The sequence below is a fragment of the Arthrobacter sp. EPSL27 genome, assembly GCF_001512305.1.
Taxonomy (GTDB): domain Bacteria; phylum Actinomycetota; class Actinomycetes; order Actinomycetales; family Micrococcaceae; genus Arthrobacter.
The window spans coordinates 681691-699363 of sequence record NZ_LNUT01000005.1 but is presented as its reverse complement, the minus strand read 5'-3'; the positions used below and the strand labels follow the sequence as shown (position 1 = coordinate 699363).

The window sequence follows — 17673 nt, the reverse complement described above, 5'->3', positions numbered from 1 at the left end:
TTAGCTTTCGGTGGAGGGGACTGCCTGGCCGGCCAAGGCCGAGACGAGGTCCTGCAGCTGGCGGACGCCGGCGGCGCGGTCCGTGAGGTGGAGCCGGAGGACCGGGCGGCCGTGGTCCGAAAGGACCTGGGCGTCGCCGGCGGCCTGGGCCGCGATGAGTTCGCCGAAGCTGAACGGGCGGTCCGGGATGCCCAGGTCCCCGGCGGCCGCAGCCGTCACCTGCAGGAACACGCCGATTGCAGGGCCGCCCTTGTGGAACTGCCCGGTGGAGTGCAGAAAGCGCGGGCCCCAGCCGAAGGTCACGGGACGGCCGCTGACGGCTGCCAGCTGGTCGCGCACACCCTCCAGCGGCGCGTAGGCGATCCGGTCGAAGTAGGCCTGCACGCTCAGGTAGCTGTCCGGGCCGAGTTCGCCCAGCAGTGCCCGGACGGCCGCTTCCGCGGTGTCCGCGCCGCCGAGCCAGTCGCCGCCGCGGACCTCAATGGCACCGTCGGTGAAGGCGGCAGGCGTCGGCTCCGGCTGGGCGTCGAGGAGGCCGCGCGCGGCCACCTTGGCGGCTTCGACGTCGGGCTGGTCGTACGGGTTGATGCCCAGCAGGCGCCCGGCCACCGCGGTGGCGAACTCCCACGTCATCATCTGGGTGGGCAGGCCTCCGCCGATCGCGACCTCGTTCGCGCCGAGTTCGACGTCGGCGTCCGCGGCGACGAGCCGCACCACCAGGACGTCGTCGGCGCCCAGGCGGGCCTCCGGCGACGCGGGCCCGGCGACCACCGGCAGGACGCCGGTGCCGAGCTTGCCGGTGGATTCGGCGATCAGCTGTTCGGCCCAGTCGGCGAAGCCCCTGATGCCGGAGCCGTCCTCGGCGATGACGATCTTGTCGCGCAGCGGGCTGGTGCCGCCCAGGGCCGCGCCCAAGGCCAGGCCGATGTTCTCCTCGCCGTCCTCGTTGAGGACCTCGGCGGCTTCCTCGGCCTCGTCCAGGAAGGCCTGGATGTCGACGCCGGCCAGGCCGCAGGGGACCATCCCGAACGCGGTGAGCGCCGAGTAGCGCCCGCCGACGTTGGGGTCGGCGTTGAAGACCGCCCGGTAGCCGGCCTCGCGGGCTGACTTGTCCAGCGGTGACCCCGGATCCGTGACGATGATGATGCGGCTCTTCGCGTCGAGCCCGGCCTCGGTGAAGGCGTGCTCGAAGATCCGCCGCTGGGAATCGGTCTCCAGGGTGGAGCCGGACTTGGAGGAGACCACAATCGCGGTCTCACCCAGGCGGTCGGCCAGGGCGGCGGCCACCTGCTCCGGGTCGGTGCTGTCCAGCACCGTCAGCTCGACGCCGGCGGTTCCGGCGATGACCTCGGGGGCCAGGGAGGAGCCGCCCATGCCGCAGAGCACAATCCGGCTGACACCCTCGGCGCGCAGGGCGTCCCGGAGGGCCAGGATGTCCGCGACCAGCGGCTGGGAGACGGTGGCCGCCTCAACCCAGCCGAGCCGGACGGACGCCTCGGCCTCCGCGTCGGGGCCCCACAGGGTGGAGTCCTTGGCGAAGATCCGGGTGGCGACCTTGTCCTCCAGCAGGGCAGGCAGGTGCTGTTCGTGGGCCAGGCGGGCGGCGCCCGTGGCGTCGTAGCTGAGAGTGGTCATGGGGACTATGCGTCCTTCCGTGCAGCGGCGAGGGCGCCCTCGACGTCGGCCAGCAGATCCTTCCAGCTTGCCACGAATTTGTCGAGGCCTTCTGACTCCAGCAGCGCAACGACCTCGTTGTAGGAGACGCCGAGGGCGTCGAGGGCGTTCAGGGTGGCGTTGGCGTCGTCGTAGCCGCGGCTGATGGTGTTGCCCGTGACGGTGCCGTGGTCGAACGTGGCGTCGAGCGTCTTCTCTGGCATGGTGTTCACGACGCCGGGGGCGACGAGTTCCGTGACGTAGAGGGTGTCCGGGTACGCCGGGTCCTTGACGCCGGTGGAGGCCCACAGCGGGCGCTGCGGAAGGGCCCCGGCGTCGGCCAGCAGGTCCCAGCGTTCGGTGGAGAACAGCTCCTCGTAGACCTGGTAGGCCAGGCGGGCGTTGGCGACGCCGGCCTTGCCCTTGAGGGCGCGCGCCTCGTCCGTGCCGATCGCGTCGAGGCGCTTGTCGATTTCGCTGTCCACGCGGGAGACGAAGAAGGACGCCACGGAGTGGATCTTGGAGAGGTCGTGGCCGTTGTCCTTGGCCTGCTCCAGGCCGGACTGGAAGGCGTTGATGACGGCGCGGTAGCGCTCCAGCGAGAAGATCAGGGTGACGTTCACGCTGATGCCCTCGGCCAGGGTGGCCGTGATGGCCTCGAGGCCTTCAAGGGTGGCCGGGATCTTGATGAGGACGTTGTCCTTGTTGACCTTCTTGTACAGGTGCTTGGCCTCGGCGATGGTGCCGGCGGTGTCCCAGGCGAGGCGGGGGTCCACCTCGATGGACACGCGGCCGTCGACACCGCGGGTGGCGGCGGCGACGGGGGCGAACAGGTCGCAGGCGTCGGCCACGTCGGTGGTGGTGATTGCGAAGACGGTCTCCTCGACGGTGGCGCCGGCGGCGGCCTGCTCCGCGATGACGGCGTCGTAGTCGTGGCCGGCGGTGATGGCTGCGTGGAAGATGGACGGGTTGGTGGTGACACCAACCACGTTCTTCTCTTCGATCAGCTTGCGCAGGGTGCCGGTGGCCAGGCGTCCGCGGGAGAGGTCGTCGAGCCAGATGGAGACGCCGGCGTCAGAAAGCATCTGCGTGGGAGTAGCGGTGGGGGTGGTGTTCATGGGAACTCCTGAAGCTTGGGGGCCGCCGCCGTTGGTGGGCGGCGGCCCGGAAAACGGAAAGTGCGGATCAGGCCGTGAGGCCTGCGAGGGAATCCTTCGCGGCGGCGGCAACGGCCTCCGCGGTGATGCCGAACTCCTGGAAGAGGCGCTTGTAGTCCGCGGACGCACCGAAGTGCTCAAGGGAGATGGAACGGCCGGCGTCGCCGACGAATTCCTTCCAGCCCAGGGCGAGCCCGGCTTCGACGGAGACGCGGGCCTTGACTGCTGCCGGGAGCACCGCCTCGCGGTAGGCGGCGTCCTGCTTGGTGAACCACTCCACGCAGGGCATGGACACAACGCGGGTGGGGATGCCCTCGGCCTGCAGCGCCTCGCGGGCCTGGACGGCCAGCTGCACCTCGGAGCCGGTGCCGATCAGGATGACCTGCGGGGCAACGGTGGCGCCGTTGGCCGACGCCTCGGCAAGGACGTAGCCGCCCTTCGCGACGCCGGCGGTGGAACCGAACGTGTCGCCGTCGGCGTCGCCGGTGCCGCGGGCGTAGGTGGGAATGTTCTGGCGGGTCAGCACAATGCCGGCCGGGTTCTCGTGGTTTTCGAGCATCGTCTTCCAGGCCGCCGCGACCTCGTTGGCGTCGCCCGGGCGGACGACGTCGAGGCCCGGGATGGCGCGCAGTGACGCGAGCTGCTCCACCGGCTGGTGGGTGGGTCCGTCTTCGCCGAGGCCGATCGAGTCGTGCGTCCAGACGTACAGCGACGGGACGCCCATCAGGGCGCCGAGGCGGATCGCCGGGCGCTGGTAGTCGCTGAAGATCAGGAAGGTGCCGGAGAAGGCGCGGGTGCGGCCGTGCAGGCTGATGCCGTTGACGATCGACGCGGCGGCGTGCTCGCGGATGCCGAAGTGCAGCACCCGGCCGTAGGGGTTGCCCTTCCAGGCGTCCGTGGAACGGGACACCGGGATGAACGACGGCGATCCCTCGATGGTGGTGTTGTTGGACTCCGCGAGGTCGGCCGAGCCGCCCCACAGTTCCGGCATGACCGGACCGATCGCGTTCAGGACCTTGCCGGAGGCGGCACGGGTGGAGACGTCCTTGCCGGCTTCGAAGACCGGGAGGGCCGCGTCGAGTTCGGCGGGGAGCTTCTTCGCCTCGACGCGCTCCAGGAGGGCGGCGGCCTCGGGGTTGCCGGACTGCCACGCCTCAAAGGCTTCCTGCCATTCGCTGCGCGCGGCCGCGCCGCGGTCCACGGCCTGGCGGGCGTGGGCGAGGACGTCGTCGTCGACCTGGAAGGCGCGTTCCGGGTCGAAGCCGAGGACCTTCTTCAGGGCTGCGACTTCCTCGGATCCGAGGGCGGAGCCGTGGATCTTGCCGGTGTTCTGCTTCTTCGGTGCCGGGTACCCGATGATGGTGCGCAGCGAGACGATGGAGGGCTTGCCGGTCTCGGCCTTGGCGGCCAGCAGGGCGGCGTGCAGTTCCTGCACGTCTTCCTTGTACTCTCCGGTGCGGGTCCAGTCGACGCGCTGGACGTGCCAGCCGTAGGCCTCGTAGCGCTTCAGGACGTCCTCGGTGAAGGCGATGTCGGTGTCGTCCTCGATGGAGATGTGGTTCTCGTCGTAGATCACCACGAGGTTGCCGAGCTCCTGGTGGCCGGCCAGCGAGGAGGCCTCGGACGTGACGCCTTCCTGCAGGTCGCCGTCGGAGGCGATGACCCAGACGGTGTGGTCGAACGGGCTGGTGCCGGGGGCGGCATCGGCGTCGAACAGTCCGCGCTGGCGGCGCTGGGAGTAGGCGAACCCGACGGCGGAGGCGAGGCCCTGGCCCAGCGGGCCGGTGGTGATTTCGACGCCCTTGGTGTGCTTGTATTCCGGGTGGCCCGGGGTCAGCGAACCCCAGGTGCGCAGCGCCTCCAGGTCCTTCAGCTCCAGGCCGTAGCCGGAGAGGAAGAGCTGGATGTACAGCGTCAGGGAGGTGTGGCCGGGGGAGAGGATGAACCGGTCGCGCCCCAGCCAGTCGGGGTTCTGCGGGTCGTGGCGCATCAGTTTCTGGAAGAGAAGGTAAGCGGCCGGAGCCAGGCTCATCGCGGTGCCGGGGTGGCCGTTACCGACCTTCTCCACAGCGTCGGCGGCCAGGACGCGGACGGTGTCCACGGCGCGCTGGTCCAAGCTGGTCCATGACAGTTCTTGCTCTTCCAAATGTGGCACGAAAACCGGGCCCCTCTCTGTGCTGACGGCGGAAGGTATGGTCAGTCCCGCCCGGGGCACAGTTCGGTGCCCGCTGCGGTACGTACCAGCCGTTCACCATCGAAACGTTGATCTATCATTCAGTCGCGTGCGCAAACGCACATCTGCAGGAGCTCCAGAAGCGCGGGGACGGCCGTGTTCGGCAGAGGCCCGTGCACGCTGATCTTGCTGACAGCTTAGCCCCATTCCGCCCGCCGGGGGCTTTATATCTCACTAAATGGACCGGATTTCCGCTTATGTGAATCACCGCCGCCCGCACCGGCTGTGAGTCCGCGTTAATCTCCCCGAATCATGGGGAGACTGCTGCAGCGCCGCCGGACCCGCCCCCGGACCGTCCGGGGTGACCCGTCCGGGGGCCTGCCCGTGTGTGCCCGCACGGTATGATGGTGGGTGGCTACCAACGGGGGCGGGTGACTTGCCCGCGCCATACCTGTGCACCGGGCCTTCTCTAAACACGGGCCTTGCCTGTGCACTGCGACGGACCCATCCTGTATGCAACCCGCGTTGCGGAACCAGCCGGACTGAACAGCCAGACAGAACAGAGTGACTGCCACCGTGAGCACAACAGATACGCCGCTGACCGCTTCGCCCATCCGCGGAAGGGTCGGCTTCGCCCGCAAAGCCAAGGCCTATCTGGCGCTGACCAAACCCCGCGTCATCGAACTGCTGCTGGTCAGCACGCTGCCCACCATGATCTATGCGGAGCGCGGCTTCCCCTCGATCGGACTGATCCTGGCGACCCTCGTGGGCGGTGCCTTCGCCGCCGGCAGCGCGGGCGCGTTCAACTGCTACATTGACCGCGACATCGACAAGCTCATGCACCGCACGGAGAACCGGCCGCTCGTCACGGGCGAGGTGACCCCGCGCGAGGCGCTGGTCTTCTCCTGGCTCCTGGGCGCGGCGGCCATCGCCATCCTGTGGTTCGGGGCCAACCCGCTGTCGGCCTGGCTGGGCCTCGGCGCCATCGTATTCTACGTGGTCATTTACACGATGATCCTCAAGCGCCGCACGGCGCAGAACATTGTCTGGGGCGGGGCGGCCGGGTGCTTCCCCGTGCTCATCGCCTGGGCCGCGGTGACCAACACCGTCGAGTGGCCCGCCATTGTGCTCTTTATGGTCATCTTCCTCTGGACCCCGCCGCACTACTGGCCGCTGTCCATGCGCTACGGCGAGGACTACCGCAACGCCAACGTGCCCATGCTGGGCGCCATCGCCGGGGCCAAGGTGGTCTCGGTCCAAGTGGTCCTGTACGCGTGGGCCATGGTGGCGTGCTCGCTGCTGCTGATCCCGGTGGGCGGCGCCGGCTGGGTCTACACCGTCACCGCTGTTCTCGCCGGGGCCTGGTTCCTGTACGAATCCCACGCCCTGTACAACCGGGCGCAGGCAGGGGACGTGTCCAACAAGGGCGCCATGAAGGTCTTCCACGGCTCCATCAGCTACCTGACCCTGCTCTTCATCGCCCTCGCCGTCGACCCGTTCGTCGGCTCCGCCCTCATGGGCGGCTGACCGGGAAACCGGCCCCCAGCCGCTGCGCCGGAGACAAACAACGCGGGGTCAGATACCGTCCCTCCGGATACCCGGAACGGACCGTATCTGACCCCGCGTTTTTTGATGCCCTGACGGACCGGCTGCCCGGGACTCCTGCCGCACTCGGGGGGCACTTTGGCGCGGACACGCCGTTACGTTTGGGCCCGACGTCGGAAATCGTCGCCAAAGTGCCCCCGGACAGCAACACCCGGGCGCAAGAACGCCCCAGCCGACAACAACTCCCGGACCCCTGGGCCCGGGCCACTCCGATGCGGCTTCAGCCGACAACAGCTTCCGGACTCCTGCCGCACTCGGGGGGGCACTTTGGCGCGGACACGCCGTCACCTTGGGGCCCGACGTCGGAAATTGCCGCCACAGCGCCCCCGGACGGCAGCACCCAGGCGCAAGAACGCCCCAGCCGACAACAACTCCCGGACCCCTGGGCCCGGGCCAACTCCGATGCGGCTTCAGCCCACAACAGCTCAAAGACCACTACCGCCGGCACTCGGGGGCACTTTGGCGCGGACACGCCGTTACGTTTGAGCCCGACGTGGGAAATCGTCGCCAAAGTGCCCCCGGGCGGAACGGCGTGCCGGAACCGCTGCTGCCCTAGGCGACCGGGCTGCTACGGGCCAGGTCGGCCGCGTTGGTGGCCGTGCTCATCAGCAGGGCGGCTGCCAGCATGTGCGCCCCCACCAGGAGCGCCGGGATCCCGTTGTAGTACTGCGTGAACCCGATGACGGCCTGCAGCACGGTGATGCCCAGCAGCAGCACGACGGCGGTGCGGAACGGGCCCGTGATCCGGCCGCGGACCACGAGGTACAGCGCGACGAGCGTACCGGCGGTCACCAGGTAGGCGGGCACGGCATGGATGTGCGAGAACAGGTCCCAGTCCAGGTTGTTGCGCGGGGCGTCGGCGTCGCCGGCGTGCGGGCCGGCGCCGGTGACCACAACGCCGAGGCAGACCGCCACAGCGGCGAACACCGCGACGGCGGTCATCAGGGGACGCGCGATGCCCGGCAGTGCCACGAGGTCCAGTGTCCGGAACTTCCCCGTCCGCCCGTAGGCCCGGTTGACCAGGAGGGTCGCCACCACCACGAGGGCCATGGAGACCAGGAAGTGCAGCCCCACCACCCACGGGTTCAGCTGGGTGAGCACCGTGATGCCGCCGATCACGGCCTGGGCCGGGATGCTGGCGAGCAGGCCCAGGGCCAGCAGGAACAGGTCGCGGCGTTCCTTGCGGAGGTTCCACAGGTAGACGAGCATCGCCAGGGCGATGGCGGCCAGGGCGAAGGTCAGGAGGCGGTTGCCGAATTCGATGATGCCGTGGATCCCCATTTCCGGGGTGTTCACGAGCGAGGCCTCCGTGCAGCGGGGCCAGGTGGGGCAGCCCAGGCCGGAGGCCGTGAGGCGGACGGCCCCGCCGGTCACGATCAGCATGGTCTGGCCGATCAGGGACAGCACCGCCAGCCGCCTCACCGTCTTGTCAACGGTGACGGGCAGCCAGGAGATGGTCCGGGTCGCGGTCCGGGGAGTGCGGGAGGCCGTGCTCACAGTTTTCTCAATTCCATTTGAACCAACGGGTGGCTGCGCCGCCGGCGATCGCCGTCCAGAGCAGCAGGACAAGTACGGAGGCTGGGTTGACGCTGCCGGCCAGGAACGCTTCCCGCATGCCTGCGCCCAGGGCGCCGGAAGGCAGGAAGTGCACTACCGCCTGCAGGGCGGCCGGCAGCCGCTCCGCGGGGATCACAATGCCGCCGAGGGCGCCCAGAAGGATCCACAGCAGGTTGGTGATGGCGAGGGTCGCCTCGGGGCGGACAGTGCCGGCCACCAGCAGGCCCAGGGCGGTGAACGCCGCGGCGCCCAGCACCAGCAGTCCCAGGCCCGGGGCCCAGCCCTGCGGGTCCGGCTGCCAGCCCAGCGGCAGGGCCACGGCCGTGACCACCAAGACCTGCAGTGCCAGGACCGCCAGCACGGCCAGGACTTTTCCGGCGATCAGTCCGGTCCGTCCCAGCGGCGTGGTGGACAGGAACCGCAGCACACCGTAGCGGCGGTCGAAGCCGGTGGAGATGCCCTGCCCGGTGAACGCGGTGGACATGGCGCACAGGGCGAGGATGCCCGGCACGGCCACGTTGATCCGGCTCGCGCCGAAGCCGTCCAGCAGGGGCGTCACGGTCAGGCCCACCATGGCCAGCAGGGGCAGCACGATCGCCAGGATCAGCTGTTCGCCGTTCCGCAGCATGGTGATGGTCTCGTACCTGCCCTGCAGCACTATGCGGCGCAGCAGGGAGGCCGGTGCGCCGCCCAGGGGGCGGGCCGGGTGGGTGCTGCCCGCAGGCGCGCTCCCCAGCGCGGCACTGTCGCGGGTCATCGGATCTCCCTTCCGGAGATGTCGAGGAACACGTCCTCCAGGCTGCGGGCCTCCAGGCTCAACGAGCGGGGCATGATGCCGCGGGCGGCCCACCAGGCGGTGATCGCGGCGAGGTCGGCGGGTGTGAGGGCGCCGGTGGCGGCGTAGCTGCCGGCCCGCGCTTCGGTGACGTCGACGCCGTCGGGCAGCACCCCGGTGAAGTCCAGCCCCGGGTCCGCCTCGAACAGCAGGGTGCGGATGTGCTGCTCGCCCGCGCCCGGCGGCAGGGGGTGCTCCAGCAGCTGCGCAACCGTGCCCTCGGCGACGTTGCGCCCGGCGTCGATGATGTACACGTAATCGGCCAGCCGCTGGGCGTCATCCATCAGGTGGGTGGTCAGGATGATCCCCATGCCCCGGTTCCGGAGTTCGGAGATGAGCCCGAACACCAGGTGGCGCGACTGCGGGTCCAGGCCGGCGCTCGGTTCATCGAGGAAGAGCACCTCGGGGTTGCCGACCAGCGCCGCCGCAAGCGCGAGCCGCTGCTTCTGCCCGCCGGAAAGCCGCCGCACGGAGGTGCGGCTGAACGCGTCGATCCCCAGCCGCTCAATGAGCTCCCCGACCGGCCAGGGGTCCTTGTACATCCCGGCGATGTGCCGGAGCAGGGGGATGGGCCGGGCCGACGGCGGGAGCCCGCCGTCCTGCAGCATCACCCCGATGCGGGACCGCAGCCCGGCGCCGGCCGTGTCAGGGTCTTCACCCAGGAGGCTGATGCTGCCGTGGGTGCGCTTCTGCAGCCCCTGGGCGCATTCGATGGTGGTGGTCTTGCCGGCTCCGTTGGCGCCGAGGAGGGCCGTGACCTGGCCGCGTTCGGCGACGAGGGAAAGGCCGCTGACCACCCGCAGCATCTTGCCGTCAAGGGTGGGCAGCGGCCCAACATCCTTGACTAGCCCGCTGATGGAGAGGACGGGGGATTGGGGGGATCGCACCACAGCATTCTACGGGATGTAGTACGCCACGGTCCGGCGGGCGGCCGTGCGCCCGGGCGGTCCGAGGATAGCCATGCCTTACTGGATCGGGGGAGTAAATTACGACATGATTGTGTTGTGTATTCCGTGAGCTCGCCCAGTTCTGTCGCCCCCGCCGGGCGCAGTCGCGCCCGCGCGGTGTCCGGGGCAGTCGCTGGAACGCCGTCTGCTGCCCCGTCCGGGGCAGGTGGACCGGGAGCCCATGGACCCCGGGCGGCACAGTCAGCGCCCGTCCTGCCGGCGGCCGACGCCGACGAGCGCACCAGGGACCGCGTCCTGAATGCCGTTCTGGAACATGGCCCCATCAGCGCCGCTGAACTCGGCGACCTGCTCGGGTTCACGCCGGCGGCCGTCCGCCGCCACCTGGACCATCTCTCGCGGAACGGCGTGATCGAGGTCAAGCGGGCCGCCCGCGCCGGCGCCGGGGCAGGACGCCCCGCCCGGCGGTACGTGCTCAGCTCGCAGGGCCAGTCCTCGCTCGGCAACGACTACCTCGACATCGCCACCCTGGCGCTGCAGCGCCTGGGTGAGATGGCGGGGCCCGACGCCGTGCGGCAGTTCGCCGTCGAGCGCTTCGGCGACATGGAACGCCGCTACGCGCCGGAGATCAACGCGGCCGGCCCGGACATCACCGCCCGCGCGCAGGCGCTGTCCGAGGCGCTGAGCCGCGACGGGTTCGTAGCCTCCACGGCATCGATCGAGGCCAAGGCGCCGCTGCCGGCCGCACTGTCCAGCGTCCAGCTGTGCCAGGGGCACTGCCCCATCCAGCAGCTGGCAGCGCAGTTCACCGTGTTCTGCGACGTCGAGACCGACGTGTTCTCCCGCCTGGTCGGGGTCGATGTGCGCCGGCTTTCCACGCTGGCGCGCGGCGGCCACGTCTGCACCACCCACATACCTACAGGCCGTCCGGCCGCTTCCGGGGCCGCCAGTCCCGGAGCTTCGGCCGGCCTGGACGAAGAATCCAACCATCTGCAAGAAAGGCCGTGATGACGGACCAACTATCAGAGAAGAAGGTTGCTGAATCCACTGTGATTTCGGAGATTCTTGAAAAGAATCCCGAGCTCCACGGAATCGGTACCTATGAGTACGGCTGGTCCGACAAGAACGATGTCGGCGCCAACGCCCGCCGCGGCATCGACGAGGACGTTGTCCGGGACATTTCGGCCAAGAAGAACGAGCCGGAGTGGATGCTGGACCTGCGCCTCAAGGGCCTGAAGTACTTCGACCGCAAGCCCATGCCCACCTGGGGCGCGGACCTCTCCGGCATCGACTTCGACAACATCAAGTACTTCGTGCGGTCCACGGAAAAGCAGGCCGCCACGTGGGAAGACCTTCCCGAGGACATCCGGAACACCTACGAGAAGCTGGGCATCCCGGAAGCTGAGCGCAGCCGCCTCGTCTCCGGCGTCGCCGCCCAGTACGAGTCCGAGGTGGTCTACCACCAGATCCGCGAGGACCTCGAGGCCCAGGGCGTCATCTTCCTGGACACCGACACGGCACTGCGCGAGCACCCGGAGATCTTCCAGGAGTACTTCGGCACCATCATTCCCGTGGGCGACAACAAGTTCGCGTCGCTGAACACGGCCGTGTGGTCCGGCGGTTCGTTCGTGTACGTGCCCAAGGGCGTTCACGTGGACATCCCGCTGCAGGCCTACTTCCGCATCAACACGGAAAACATGGGCCAGTTCGAGCGCACGCTGATCATCGCCGACGAGGACTCCTACGTCCACTACATCGAAGGCTGCACCGCCCCGATCTACACCTCGGACTCGCTGCACTCCGCCGTCGTTGAGATCGTTGTGAAGAAGGGCGCCCGCGTCCGCTACACCACCATCCAGAACTGGTCCACCAACGTGTACAACCTGGTGACCAAGCGCGCCATCTGCGAAGAGGGCGCCACCATGGAGTGGGTCGACGGCAACATCGGCTCCAAGGTCACCATGAAGTACCCGGCCGTCTACCTCGTGGGCGAGGGTGCCAAGGGCGAGACCCTATCCATCGCGTTCGCCGGTGAGGGCCAGCACCAGGACACCGGCTCGAAGATGGTCCACATCGCGCCGAACACCAAGAGCTCCATCATCTCCAAGTCCGTGGCCCGCGGCGGCGGCCGCGCCGCCTACCGCGGTCTGGTCCAGGTCCGCGAGGGCGCCAAGCACTCGGCCAACACGGTGCGCTGTGACGCGCTCCTGGTGGACACGATCAGCCGCTCGGACACCTACCCGTACATCGACATCCGCGAGGATGACGTCACCATGGGCCACGAGGCCACCGTTTCGCGGGTCAGCGAAGAGCAGCTGTTCTACCTGATGTCCCGCGGCATGCGTGAAGACGAGGCCATGGCGATGATCGTCCGCGGCTTCATCGAGCCCATCGCCCGCGAGCTGCCGATGGAATACGCGCTCGAGCTGAACCGCCTGATTGAACTGCAGATGGAAGGATCGGTCGGTTAATGACTGACATCACTACTGAAAAGGCACGCATCGGCGCGCCGTCAGCCCAGCCGTTCATTGACGGGTTCACGGAGGAAGGCGAGAGCCTGTCGCCGCTGAACGCGACGGAATCCAAGTCGCCGCTGGCCGGCGACGCCGTCAAGAGCCACTCGCACGGCGGCGGCGTCGGCGTTCCGGACAGCTCACGCGCCGGCCGCCTGACCTCCTACAAGCTGGCCGACTTCAAGCCGCTGACCGGCATGGAGGAGGACTGGCGGTTCACCCCGCTCAAGCGCCTCCGCGGCCTGCACACCGCAGCCCTGGACGGCAACGCCACCACCGTGGACGTCTCCGCTCCCGGCAACGTCCGGGTGGAAACCGTCGGCCGCGACGACCGCCGGATCGGCTCCGCCGCCATCCCGGAGGACCGCGTCTCCGCCAACGCCTGGGAGAACTTCAGCCAGGCCACCGTCATCACGGTCCCCGCCGACGTCCAGGCCGACGGCGAAGTGACCGTGCGGATCACCGGCACCGGCACCGAGGCGTCCGCCCAGCACATCGTGATCGTGGCGGAACGCTTCTCCAAGTCCGTGGTGGTCCTGGACCACCAGGGCACCGCGGTGCTCTCGGAGAACGTCGAAATCCTCGTCGAGGACGGCGCGCAGCTCACCGTCATCTCGCTCCAGGAATGGAACGACGACGCGGTGCACGCCTCGTCGCAGCAGGCCAAACTGGGCCGCGACGCCAAGTTCAAGCACATCGTCGTCTCCCTCGGCGGAGACCTGGTGCGCGTCACGCCGTCGGCACGGTTCACCGCGCCGGGCGCCGAAGCGGAAATGTTCGGCCTGTACTTCGCCGACGCCGGCCAGCACCTGGAACAGCGCCTGTTCGTTGACCACGCGGTACCCAACTGCAAGTCCAACGTCCTCTACAAGGGCGCCCTGCAGGGCCGGAACGCGCACACCGTCTGGGTGGGCGACGTCCTGATCCGGAAGGAAGCCGAAGGCACCGACACGTACGAGGCCAACCGCAACCTGGTCCTCACCGACGGCGCCCGCGCCGACTCCGTGCCGAACCTCGAGATCGAAACCGGCCTCATCGAAGGTGCCGGCCACGCCAGCGCCACCGGCCGTTTCGACGACGAGCACCTGTTCTACCTCATGGCCCGCGGCATCCCCGAGGATGTCGCCCGCCGGCTGGTGGTCCGCGGGTTCCTCAACGAGATCATCCAGCAGATCCGGGTTCCGGCCATCGAGGAACGCCTGACGGACGCCGTCGAGCGTGAACTCGCGGCGACGAACCACTAGCGCACGGCATCCAAGGACAGGAACGGGCATCAATGACTGAACAGCCAAAGGGCGAGCTGGTCTGCAACGCCAGCGAGATTCAACTCAAGCAGGCGTTGCGGATCCTGATCGACGACTTCCCGGTCGCGATCGTCAAGGACTCCATGGGCGAAATCCACGCCATCGGGGACACCTGCTCGCATGCGGACATCTCGCTGTCCGAAGGCGAGGTGGAAGGCTGCAAGATCGAGTGCTGGGGCCACGGCTCCCAGTTCGACCTGCGCAGCGGTGAGCCGCTCCAGCTGCCGGCCTACGATCCCGTTCCCGTCTTTGCCGTGACCGTCCAGGACGACAAGGTCTACGTTGACTTCACCAACGTCCTGAACGGCGCCGAGGCCCCGAACTTCAGCTAGCTGCCAGCAGCCGGCAACCCGCACCACAGAACTTATCGACAAGAAACCGCACCGGGCCGGAGGGCACGGTGCAGAGGAGAACAAGGCACATGTCTACTCTTGAGATCAAGGACCTGCACGTCAGCATCGACACCGAGCAGGGCACGAAGGAAATCCTGAAGGGCGTCAGCCTGACCATCCGGACCGGCGAGACCCACGCCATCATGGGCCCCAACGGTTCCGGCAAGTCCACCCTGGCGTCCACCATCGCCGGGCACCCCCGCTACAACGTCACCTCCGGCACCATCACGCTGGACGGCGAGGATGTCCTGGCCATGAGCGTCGACGAGCGCGCCCGCGCCGGCGTCTTCCTGGCCATGCAGTATCCCGTGGAGGTGCCGGGCGTCACCATGACGAACTTCCTGCGCACCGCCAAGACCGCGATCGACGGCGAAGCCCCCAAGCTGCGCACGTGGACCAAGGACGTCAAGGCCGCCATGGAGCAGCTGCGCATCGACGCCGACTTCGCCCAGCGCAACGTCAACGAGGGCTTCTCCGGTGGCGAGAAGAAGCGCGTGGAGATCCTGCAGCTGGAACTCTTCAAGCCGAAGTTCGCTGTCCTGGACGAGACCGACTCCGGCCTGGACGTCGACGCGCTGAAGGTTGTCTCGGAGGGCGTCAACCGCGCCCACGCCGAAGGCAACATGGGCACCCTGCTCATCACCCACTACACGCGTATCCTGCGCTACATCAAGCCGGACTTCGTCCACGTGTTCGTTGACGGCCAGGTTGTGGAAGAAGGCGGCCCGGAGCTCGCCGACCGCCTCGAAGAAGAAGGCTACGACCGCTACGCCACCGGCGCCGGCGCAGCCACCATCGCTGCGGCGGACGCCGCGGCACAGGCCTAGTAAGGACATGACGATGACCGAACTCAATGTGGCCCGCACGGCCCTCGAGGATGTCGAAGAGGCACTCAAGGATGTGATCGACCCGGAACTGGGTGTGAACATCGTTGACCTCGGGCTGCTCTACGGCCTGAAGTACTCCGACGACGACGGCGCCCTGCTCATCGACATGACGCTGACCACCGCTGCCTGCCCGCTCACCGACGTGATCGAGGAGCAGGTGGGCAAGGCCCTGGACGGTGTGGTTGACGAATGGCGCCTCAACTGGGTGTGGATGCCGCCATGGGGTCCGGAACGGATCACCGAGGACGGCCGCGACCAGATGCGCGCCCTCGGCTTCAACATTTAGAACCCGGAACATCTGAAGCCCAGCCCCGCTGGGAACAACGACGGCGAACGTGTCGCACTGGTTGATGTCGCCGGTCGAGTAGCCCTGGTAGAACCACTTCTGCCGCTGGGCGCTGGAGCCGTGCGTCCAGGCCTCCGGGGAGACCCGGCCCGTGGCCGCCTGCTGGATGCGGTCATCACCGACGGCCGACGCGGCGGAGAGGGCATCCTGCAGGTCCCGCTCGGTGAGCGGCTCCAGGAACGGCACCCCGGTGTTGGGATCCTCCTGGGTGGTGGCGTAGCGCACCCACAGGCCGGCGTAGCAGTCAGCCTGCAGTTCCACCCGGACAGCGCCGGATTCCGGGCCCTGCGGGTCCTGCTGGGCCCGGTCCAGGTTGCCCAGCACGTTCTGGATGTGGTGGCCGAATTCGTGGGCCACCACGTACTCCTGCGCCAGGGGTCCGCCGGAGGAACCGAAGCGGTCCACGAGTTCCTGGAAGAAGCCCGGGTCGAAGTATGCGGTGGAATCCGCCGGGCAGTAGAACGGGCCCACCTCGGAGGTTGCCGAGCCGCAGCCGGTGTTGGTGGCGACGTCGAAGATCACCGTGCCGGGCTGCGGGTACTGCCTGTTGTACTGGGCCAGGTAGGCGGGCCAGAAGGCGTTCAGGCTGTTGACCGTCCCGGTGATCCGGCAGTCGAGCCGGGCATCGGCGTCGGCGCCGGTCTCGCAGGCCGGGGCGGTGCCCTGGCTTTGCGAGCCGGGATCCTGGGTGCCGGCGCCCAGGCCTTCCAGCAGGCTCGGATTGATGCCGAACAGGGCCGCGATCAGCAGGATGATGCCGCCGCCGATCCCGCCCCCGACTTTGGCGCCGCGGCCCATGCCGCGCCGGTCCTGGACCTGCGAGGGGTCCAGTTGGACGTTGTCATTGAAACTCATGCTGTCACAATATCGCGTGCCGGCGCCCCGGCCGCCCCCGGCCGGTAAAGTTGGTCTGATGCCTTTCCTCGACAGACTCCAGCGCTGGGCCGACGACCGCCCCGACGCGACCGCCGTCGTCGTGGCCGGGCAGCGCCTTAGCTGGGAAGAGCTGCGCGATGCGGCCGCGGCCCTGGTGCCGGGCGCGCCCGCGGTGACCGTTCTGTCGGAGGAGAACTCGCTGCACTTCGCCGCCGCGTTCGCGGCCGCCGTCGCGGGGGAGCGGCAGTGCGCCGTGCTGGATCCGGCCTGGCCGCAGCAGCTGCAGGACGGGATCCGGGACCGGATCGGCAGCCTTCCGGCAACGTCAGCCGGGGCGGGCGTGCAATCCGAACGCTTGACCGGGCCGGACCTGGCCGACGGGCCCCCTGACACCCCCTTCCTGATCGGCCTGACCTCCGGCACGACGTCCGTCCCGAAGGCCTTCACCCGTTCGCGCCGGTCCTGGCAGCTGTCCTTCGACGCGTCCATCGAGTTCTTTGGCCTGGCCGCGGACGACCGGACGCTGGCGCCCGGGCCCCTCGCGGCCAGCCTGAACCTCTATGCCCTGGCCGAATGCCTGTACGCCGGTTCGGAGTTCCACACCCTGGCCCGGTTCGACGTCGGGGACGCCCATGCAGCGGTCAGCCATGACGGAATCACGCGGCTGGTCCTGGTTCCCACCATGCTCCGGCTCCTCAGCGAACGCGGACTGAGCGGCGGCGTGGACGCCTCAGGCATCCGCAGCATCATCTGCGCCGGCTCCAAGCTCGACGCGCGGACCCTGGAAGCCGCCCGCCGCTGGGCACCCAACGCCACCATCTTCGAGTACTACGGCGCCTCGGAGCTCAGCTTCGTCTCCGGCGCCGGCCTCCCGCCCGGGCAGCTGCCGGAGCAGCGCGGCACCGGGATCGGGAAGCCGTTTCCCGGCGTCGAAATCCGCATCCTCGACGACGGCGGGGTACCGCTGCCCGACGGCGCCGACGGCAACATCTGCGTCCGCAGCGGCATGGTCAGTGACGGCTACCTGTGGGGCGACGACGGCCAGGCGCTGCAAAGCTTTGACGGCTGGCACACGGTGGGGGACCAGGGCTACCTCGACGCCGGGACGCTGCACATGCTGGGCCGCCGCTCGGACATGATCATCACCGCCGGCACCAACGTCTACCCGCACGAGGTGGAGCTGGCACTGGCGTCGGTACCCGGCGTGGCCGCCGCCGTGGCCGCCGGCCTCCCCGACGATCTGCGCGGCCAGAAGGTGGTGGCCGGCATCGTCCCGTCGCACGGCGGGGTCACCGCCACCCAGCTGCGGGCCGGCGTGGAGGATGCGCTGGCCCGCAACAAACGGCCCTTGGAATACTTCGCCCTGGCCGAACTCCCCCTGACGGACCGCGGCAAGCTCAGCCGCGACCTGCTGCTCGACTGGATTGCCCTGAACGACCCGCGGGTCCGGCGCCTTGGCTGACCGGCAGC

The 17673-nt window shown here is 68.9% G+C and carries 14 protein-coding genes and 1 pseudogene; 8 read left to right on the top strand and 7 right to left on the bottom strand.

The features are described from left to right. The 3 genes from AR539_RS14150 to tkt all read right to left on the bottom strand — a co-directional run bounded on the left by AR539_RS14150 (position 1) and on the right by tkt (position 4956). Positions 1-1635 carry a glucose-6-phosphate isomerase gene (locus AR539_RS14150; protein WP_066438118.1) on the bottom strand — a complete coding sequence of 545 codons (1635 nt, stop codon included), beginning with the start codon at positions 1633-1635 and terminating at the stop codon, positions 1-3. A gap of 5 nt (positions 1636-1640) precedes the next feature. After that, entirely contained in the window at positions 1641-2771 is a 1131-nt protein-coding gene (tal, locus tag AR539_RS14145; RefSeq protein ID WP_066438110.1) for a transaldolase, read from the bottom strand. A 67-nt stretch (positions 2772-2838) separates the two neighbouring features. Further along, positions 2839-4956: a transketolase gene (tkt, locus tag AR539_RS14140; RefSeq protein ID WP_066438109.1), complete on the bottom strand. Its 2118-nt coding sequence runs from the start codon at positions 4954-4956 to the stop codon at positions 2839-2841. A gap of 591 nt (positions 4957-5547) precedes the next feature. Between tkt and AR539_RS14135 the strand changes: the two genes are divergently transcribed. Beyond that, entirely contained in the window at positions 5548-6510 is a 963-nt protein-coding gene (locus AR539_RS14135; protein WP_066438108.1) for a heme o synthase, read from the top strand. A gap of 630 nt (positions 6511-7140) precedes the next feature. Here AR539_RS14135 and AR539_RS14130 read toward each other — a convergent pair. The 3 genes from AR539_RS14130 to AR539_RS14120 are packed head-to-tail and all read right to left on the bottom strand — an operon-like array spanning position 7141 to position 9867. Further along, complete coding sequence (locus AR539_RS14130; RefSeq protein WP_066438106.1) at positions 7141-8085, bottom strand: COX15/CtaA family protein; 945 nt, start codon at positions 8083-8085, stop codon at positions 7141-7143. 7 nt (positions 8086-8092) lie between these two features. Then, complete coding sequence (locus tag AR539_RS14125; RefSeq protein WP_082699373.1) at positions 8093-8902, bottom strand: ABC transporter permease; 810 nt, start codon at positions 8900-8902, stop codon at positions 8093-8095. Continuing rightward, the gene (locus AR539_RS14120) at positions 8899-9867 is read right to left on the bottom strand and encodes an ABC transporter ATP-binding protein (protein ID WP_066438105.1); all 969 of its coding nucleotides are present in this window, start codon (positions 9865-9867) and stop codon (positions 8899-8901) included. Before AR539_RS14120 ends, AR539_RS14125 begins: the two co-directional genes overlap by 4 nt. A 273-nt stretch (positions 9868-10140) precedes the next feature. Here AR539_RS14120 and AR539_RS14115 point away from each other — a divergent pair, with 273 nt between their 5' ends. The 6 genes from AR539_RS14115 to AR539_RS14090 all read left to right on the top strand — a co-directional run bounded on the left by AR539_RS14115 (position 10141) and on the right by AR539_RS14090 (position 15267). Beyond that, positions 10141-10893: a helix-turn-helix transcriptional regulator gene (locus AR539_RS14115; protein ID WP_231728661.1), complete on the top strand. Its 753-nt coding sequence runs from the start codon at positions 10141-10143 to the stop codon at positions 10891-10893. Continuing rightward, on the top strand, positions 10893-12356 hold the full coding sequence (gene sufB, locus AR539_RS14110; RefSeq protein WP_066438098.1) for a Fe-S cluster assembly protein SufB: 1464 nt from the start codon (positions 10893-10895) through the stop codon (positions 12354-12356). Before AR539_RS14115 ends, sufB begins: the two co-directional genes overlap by 1 nt. Continuing rightward, positions 12356-13642 carry a Fe-S cluster assembly protein SufD gene (gene sufD, locus AR539_RS14105; RefSeq protein ID WP_066438095.1) on the top strand — a complete coding sequence of 429 codons (1287 nt, stop codon included), beginning with the start codon at positions 12356-12358 and terminating at the stop codon, positions 13640-13642. The genes sufB and sufD overlap by 1 nt, the downstream gene beginning before the upstream one ends. Before the next feature lie 32 nt (positions 13643-13674). Next, complete coding sequence (locus tag AR539_RS14100) at positions 13675-14034, top strand: non-heme iron oxygenase ferredoxin subunit (RefSeq protein WP_066438092.1); 360 nt, start codon at positions 13675-13677, stop codon at positions 14032-14034. Positions 14035-14123: 89 nt separating this feature from the next. Further along, positions 14124-14921 (top strand): Fe-S cluster assembly ATPase SufC, encoded by a 798-nt coding sequence (sufC, locus tag AR539_RS14095; protein ID WP_066438090.1) that lies wholly within the window; start codon positions 14124-14126, stop codon positions 14919-14921. Between the two features lie 13 nt (positions 14922-14934). Further along, entirely contained in the window at positions 14935-15267 is a 333-nt protein-coding gene (locus tag AR539_RS14090) for a metal-sulfur cluster assembly factor (protein ID WP_066438088.1), read from the top strand. Between the two features lie 42 nt (positions 15268-15309). On the opposite strand, the pseudogene ypfJ reads toward AR539_RS14090, so the two are convergent. Beyond that, positions 15310-16182, bottom strand: a pseudogene (gene ypfJ, locus AR539_RS19090) (KPN_02809 family neutral zinc metallopeptidase); the annotation flags it as partial. Positions 16183-16240: 58 nt separating this feature from the next. Between ypfJ and AR539_RS14080 the strand changes: the two are divergent. Further along, positions 16241-17665 (top strand): class I adenylate-forming enzyme family protein, encoded by a 1425-nt coding sequence (locus tag AR539_RS14080; RefSeq protein ID WP_066439999.1) that lies wholly within the window; start codon positions 16241-16243, stop codon positions 17663-17665. The last annotated feature ends 8 nt before the right edge of the window (positions 17666-17673 follow it).

Excerpts from the sequence above, each read along its gene's own strand:
- AR539_RS14150 (WP_066438118.1), bottom strand. The coding sequence starts at position 1,635 with ATGACCACTCTCAGCTACGACGCCACGGGCGCCGCCCGCCTGGCCCAC.
- tal (WP_066438110.1), bottom strand. The coding sequence starts at position 2,771 with ATGAACACCACCCCCACCGCTACTCCCACGCAGATGCTTTCTGACGCC.
- AR539_RS14125 (WP_082699373.1), bottom strand. The coding sequence starts at position 8,902 with ATGACCCGCGACAGTGCCGCGCTGGGGAGCGCGCCTGCGGGCAGCACC.
- sufB (WP_066438098.1), top strand. The coding sequence starts at position 10,893 with ATGACGGACCAACTATCAGAGAAGAAGGTTGCTGAATCCACTGTGATT.
- sufD (WP_066438095.1), top strand. The coding sequence starts at position 12,356 with ATGACTGACATCACTACTGAAAAGGCACGCATCGGCGCGCCGTCAGCC.
- AR539_RS14100 (WP_066438092.1), top strand. The coding sequence starts at position 13,675 with ATGACTGAACAGCCAAAGGGCGAGCTGGTCTGCAACGCCAGCGAGATT.
- sufC (WP_066438090.1), top strand. The coding sequence starts at position 14,124 with ATGTCTACTCTTGAGATCAAGGACCTGCACGTCAGCATCGACACCGAG.
- AR539_RS14090 (WP_066438088.1), top strand. The coding sequence starts at position 14,935 with ATGACCGAACTCAATGTGGCCCGCACGGCCCTCGAGGATGTCGAAGAG.
- AR539_RS14080 (WP_066439999.1), top strand. The coding sequence starts at position 16,241 with ATGCCTTTCCTCGACAGACTCCAGCGCTGGGCCGACGACCGCCCCGAC.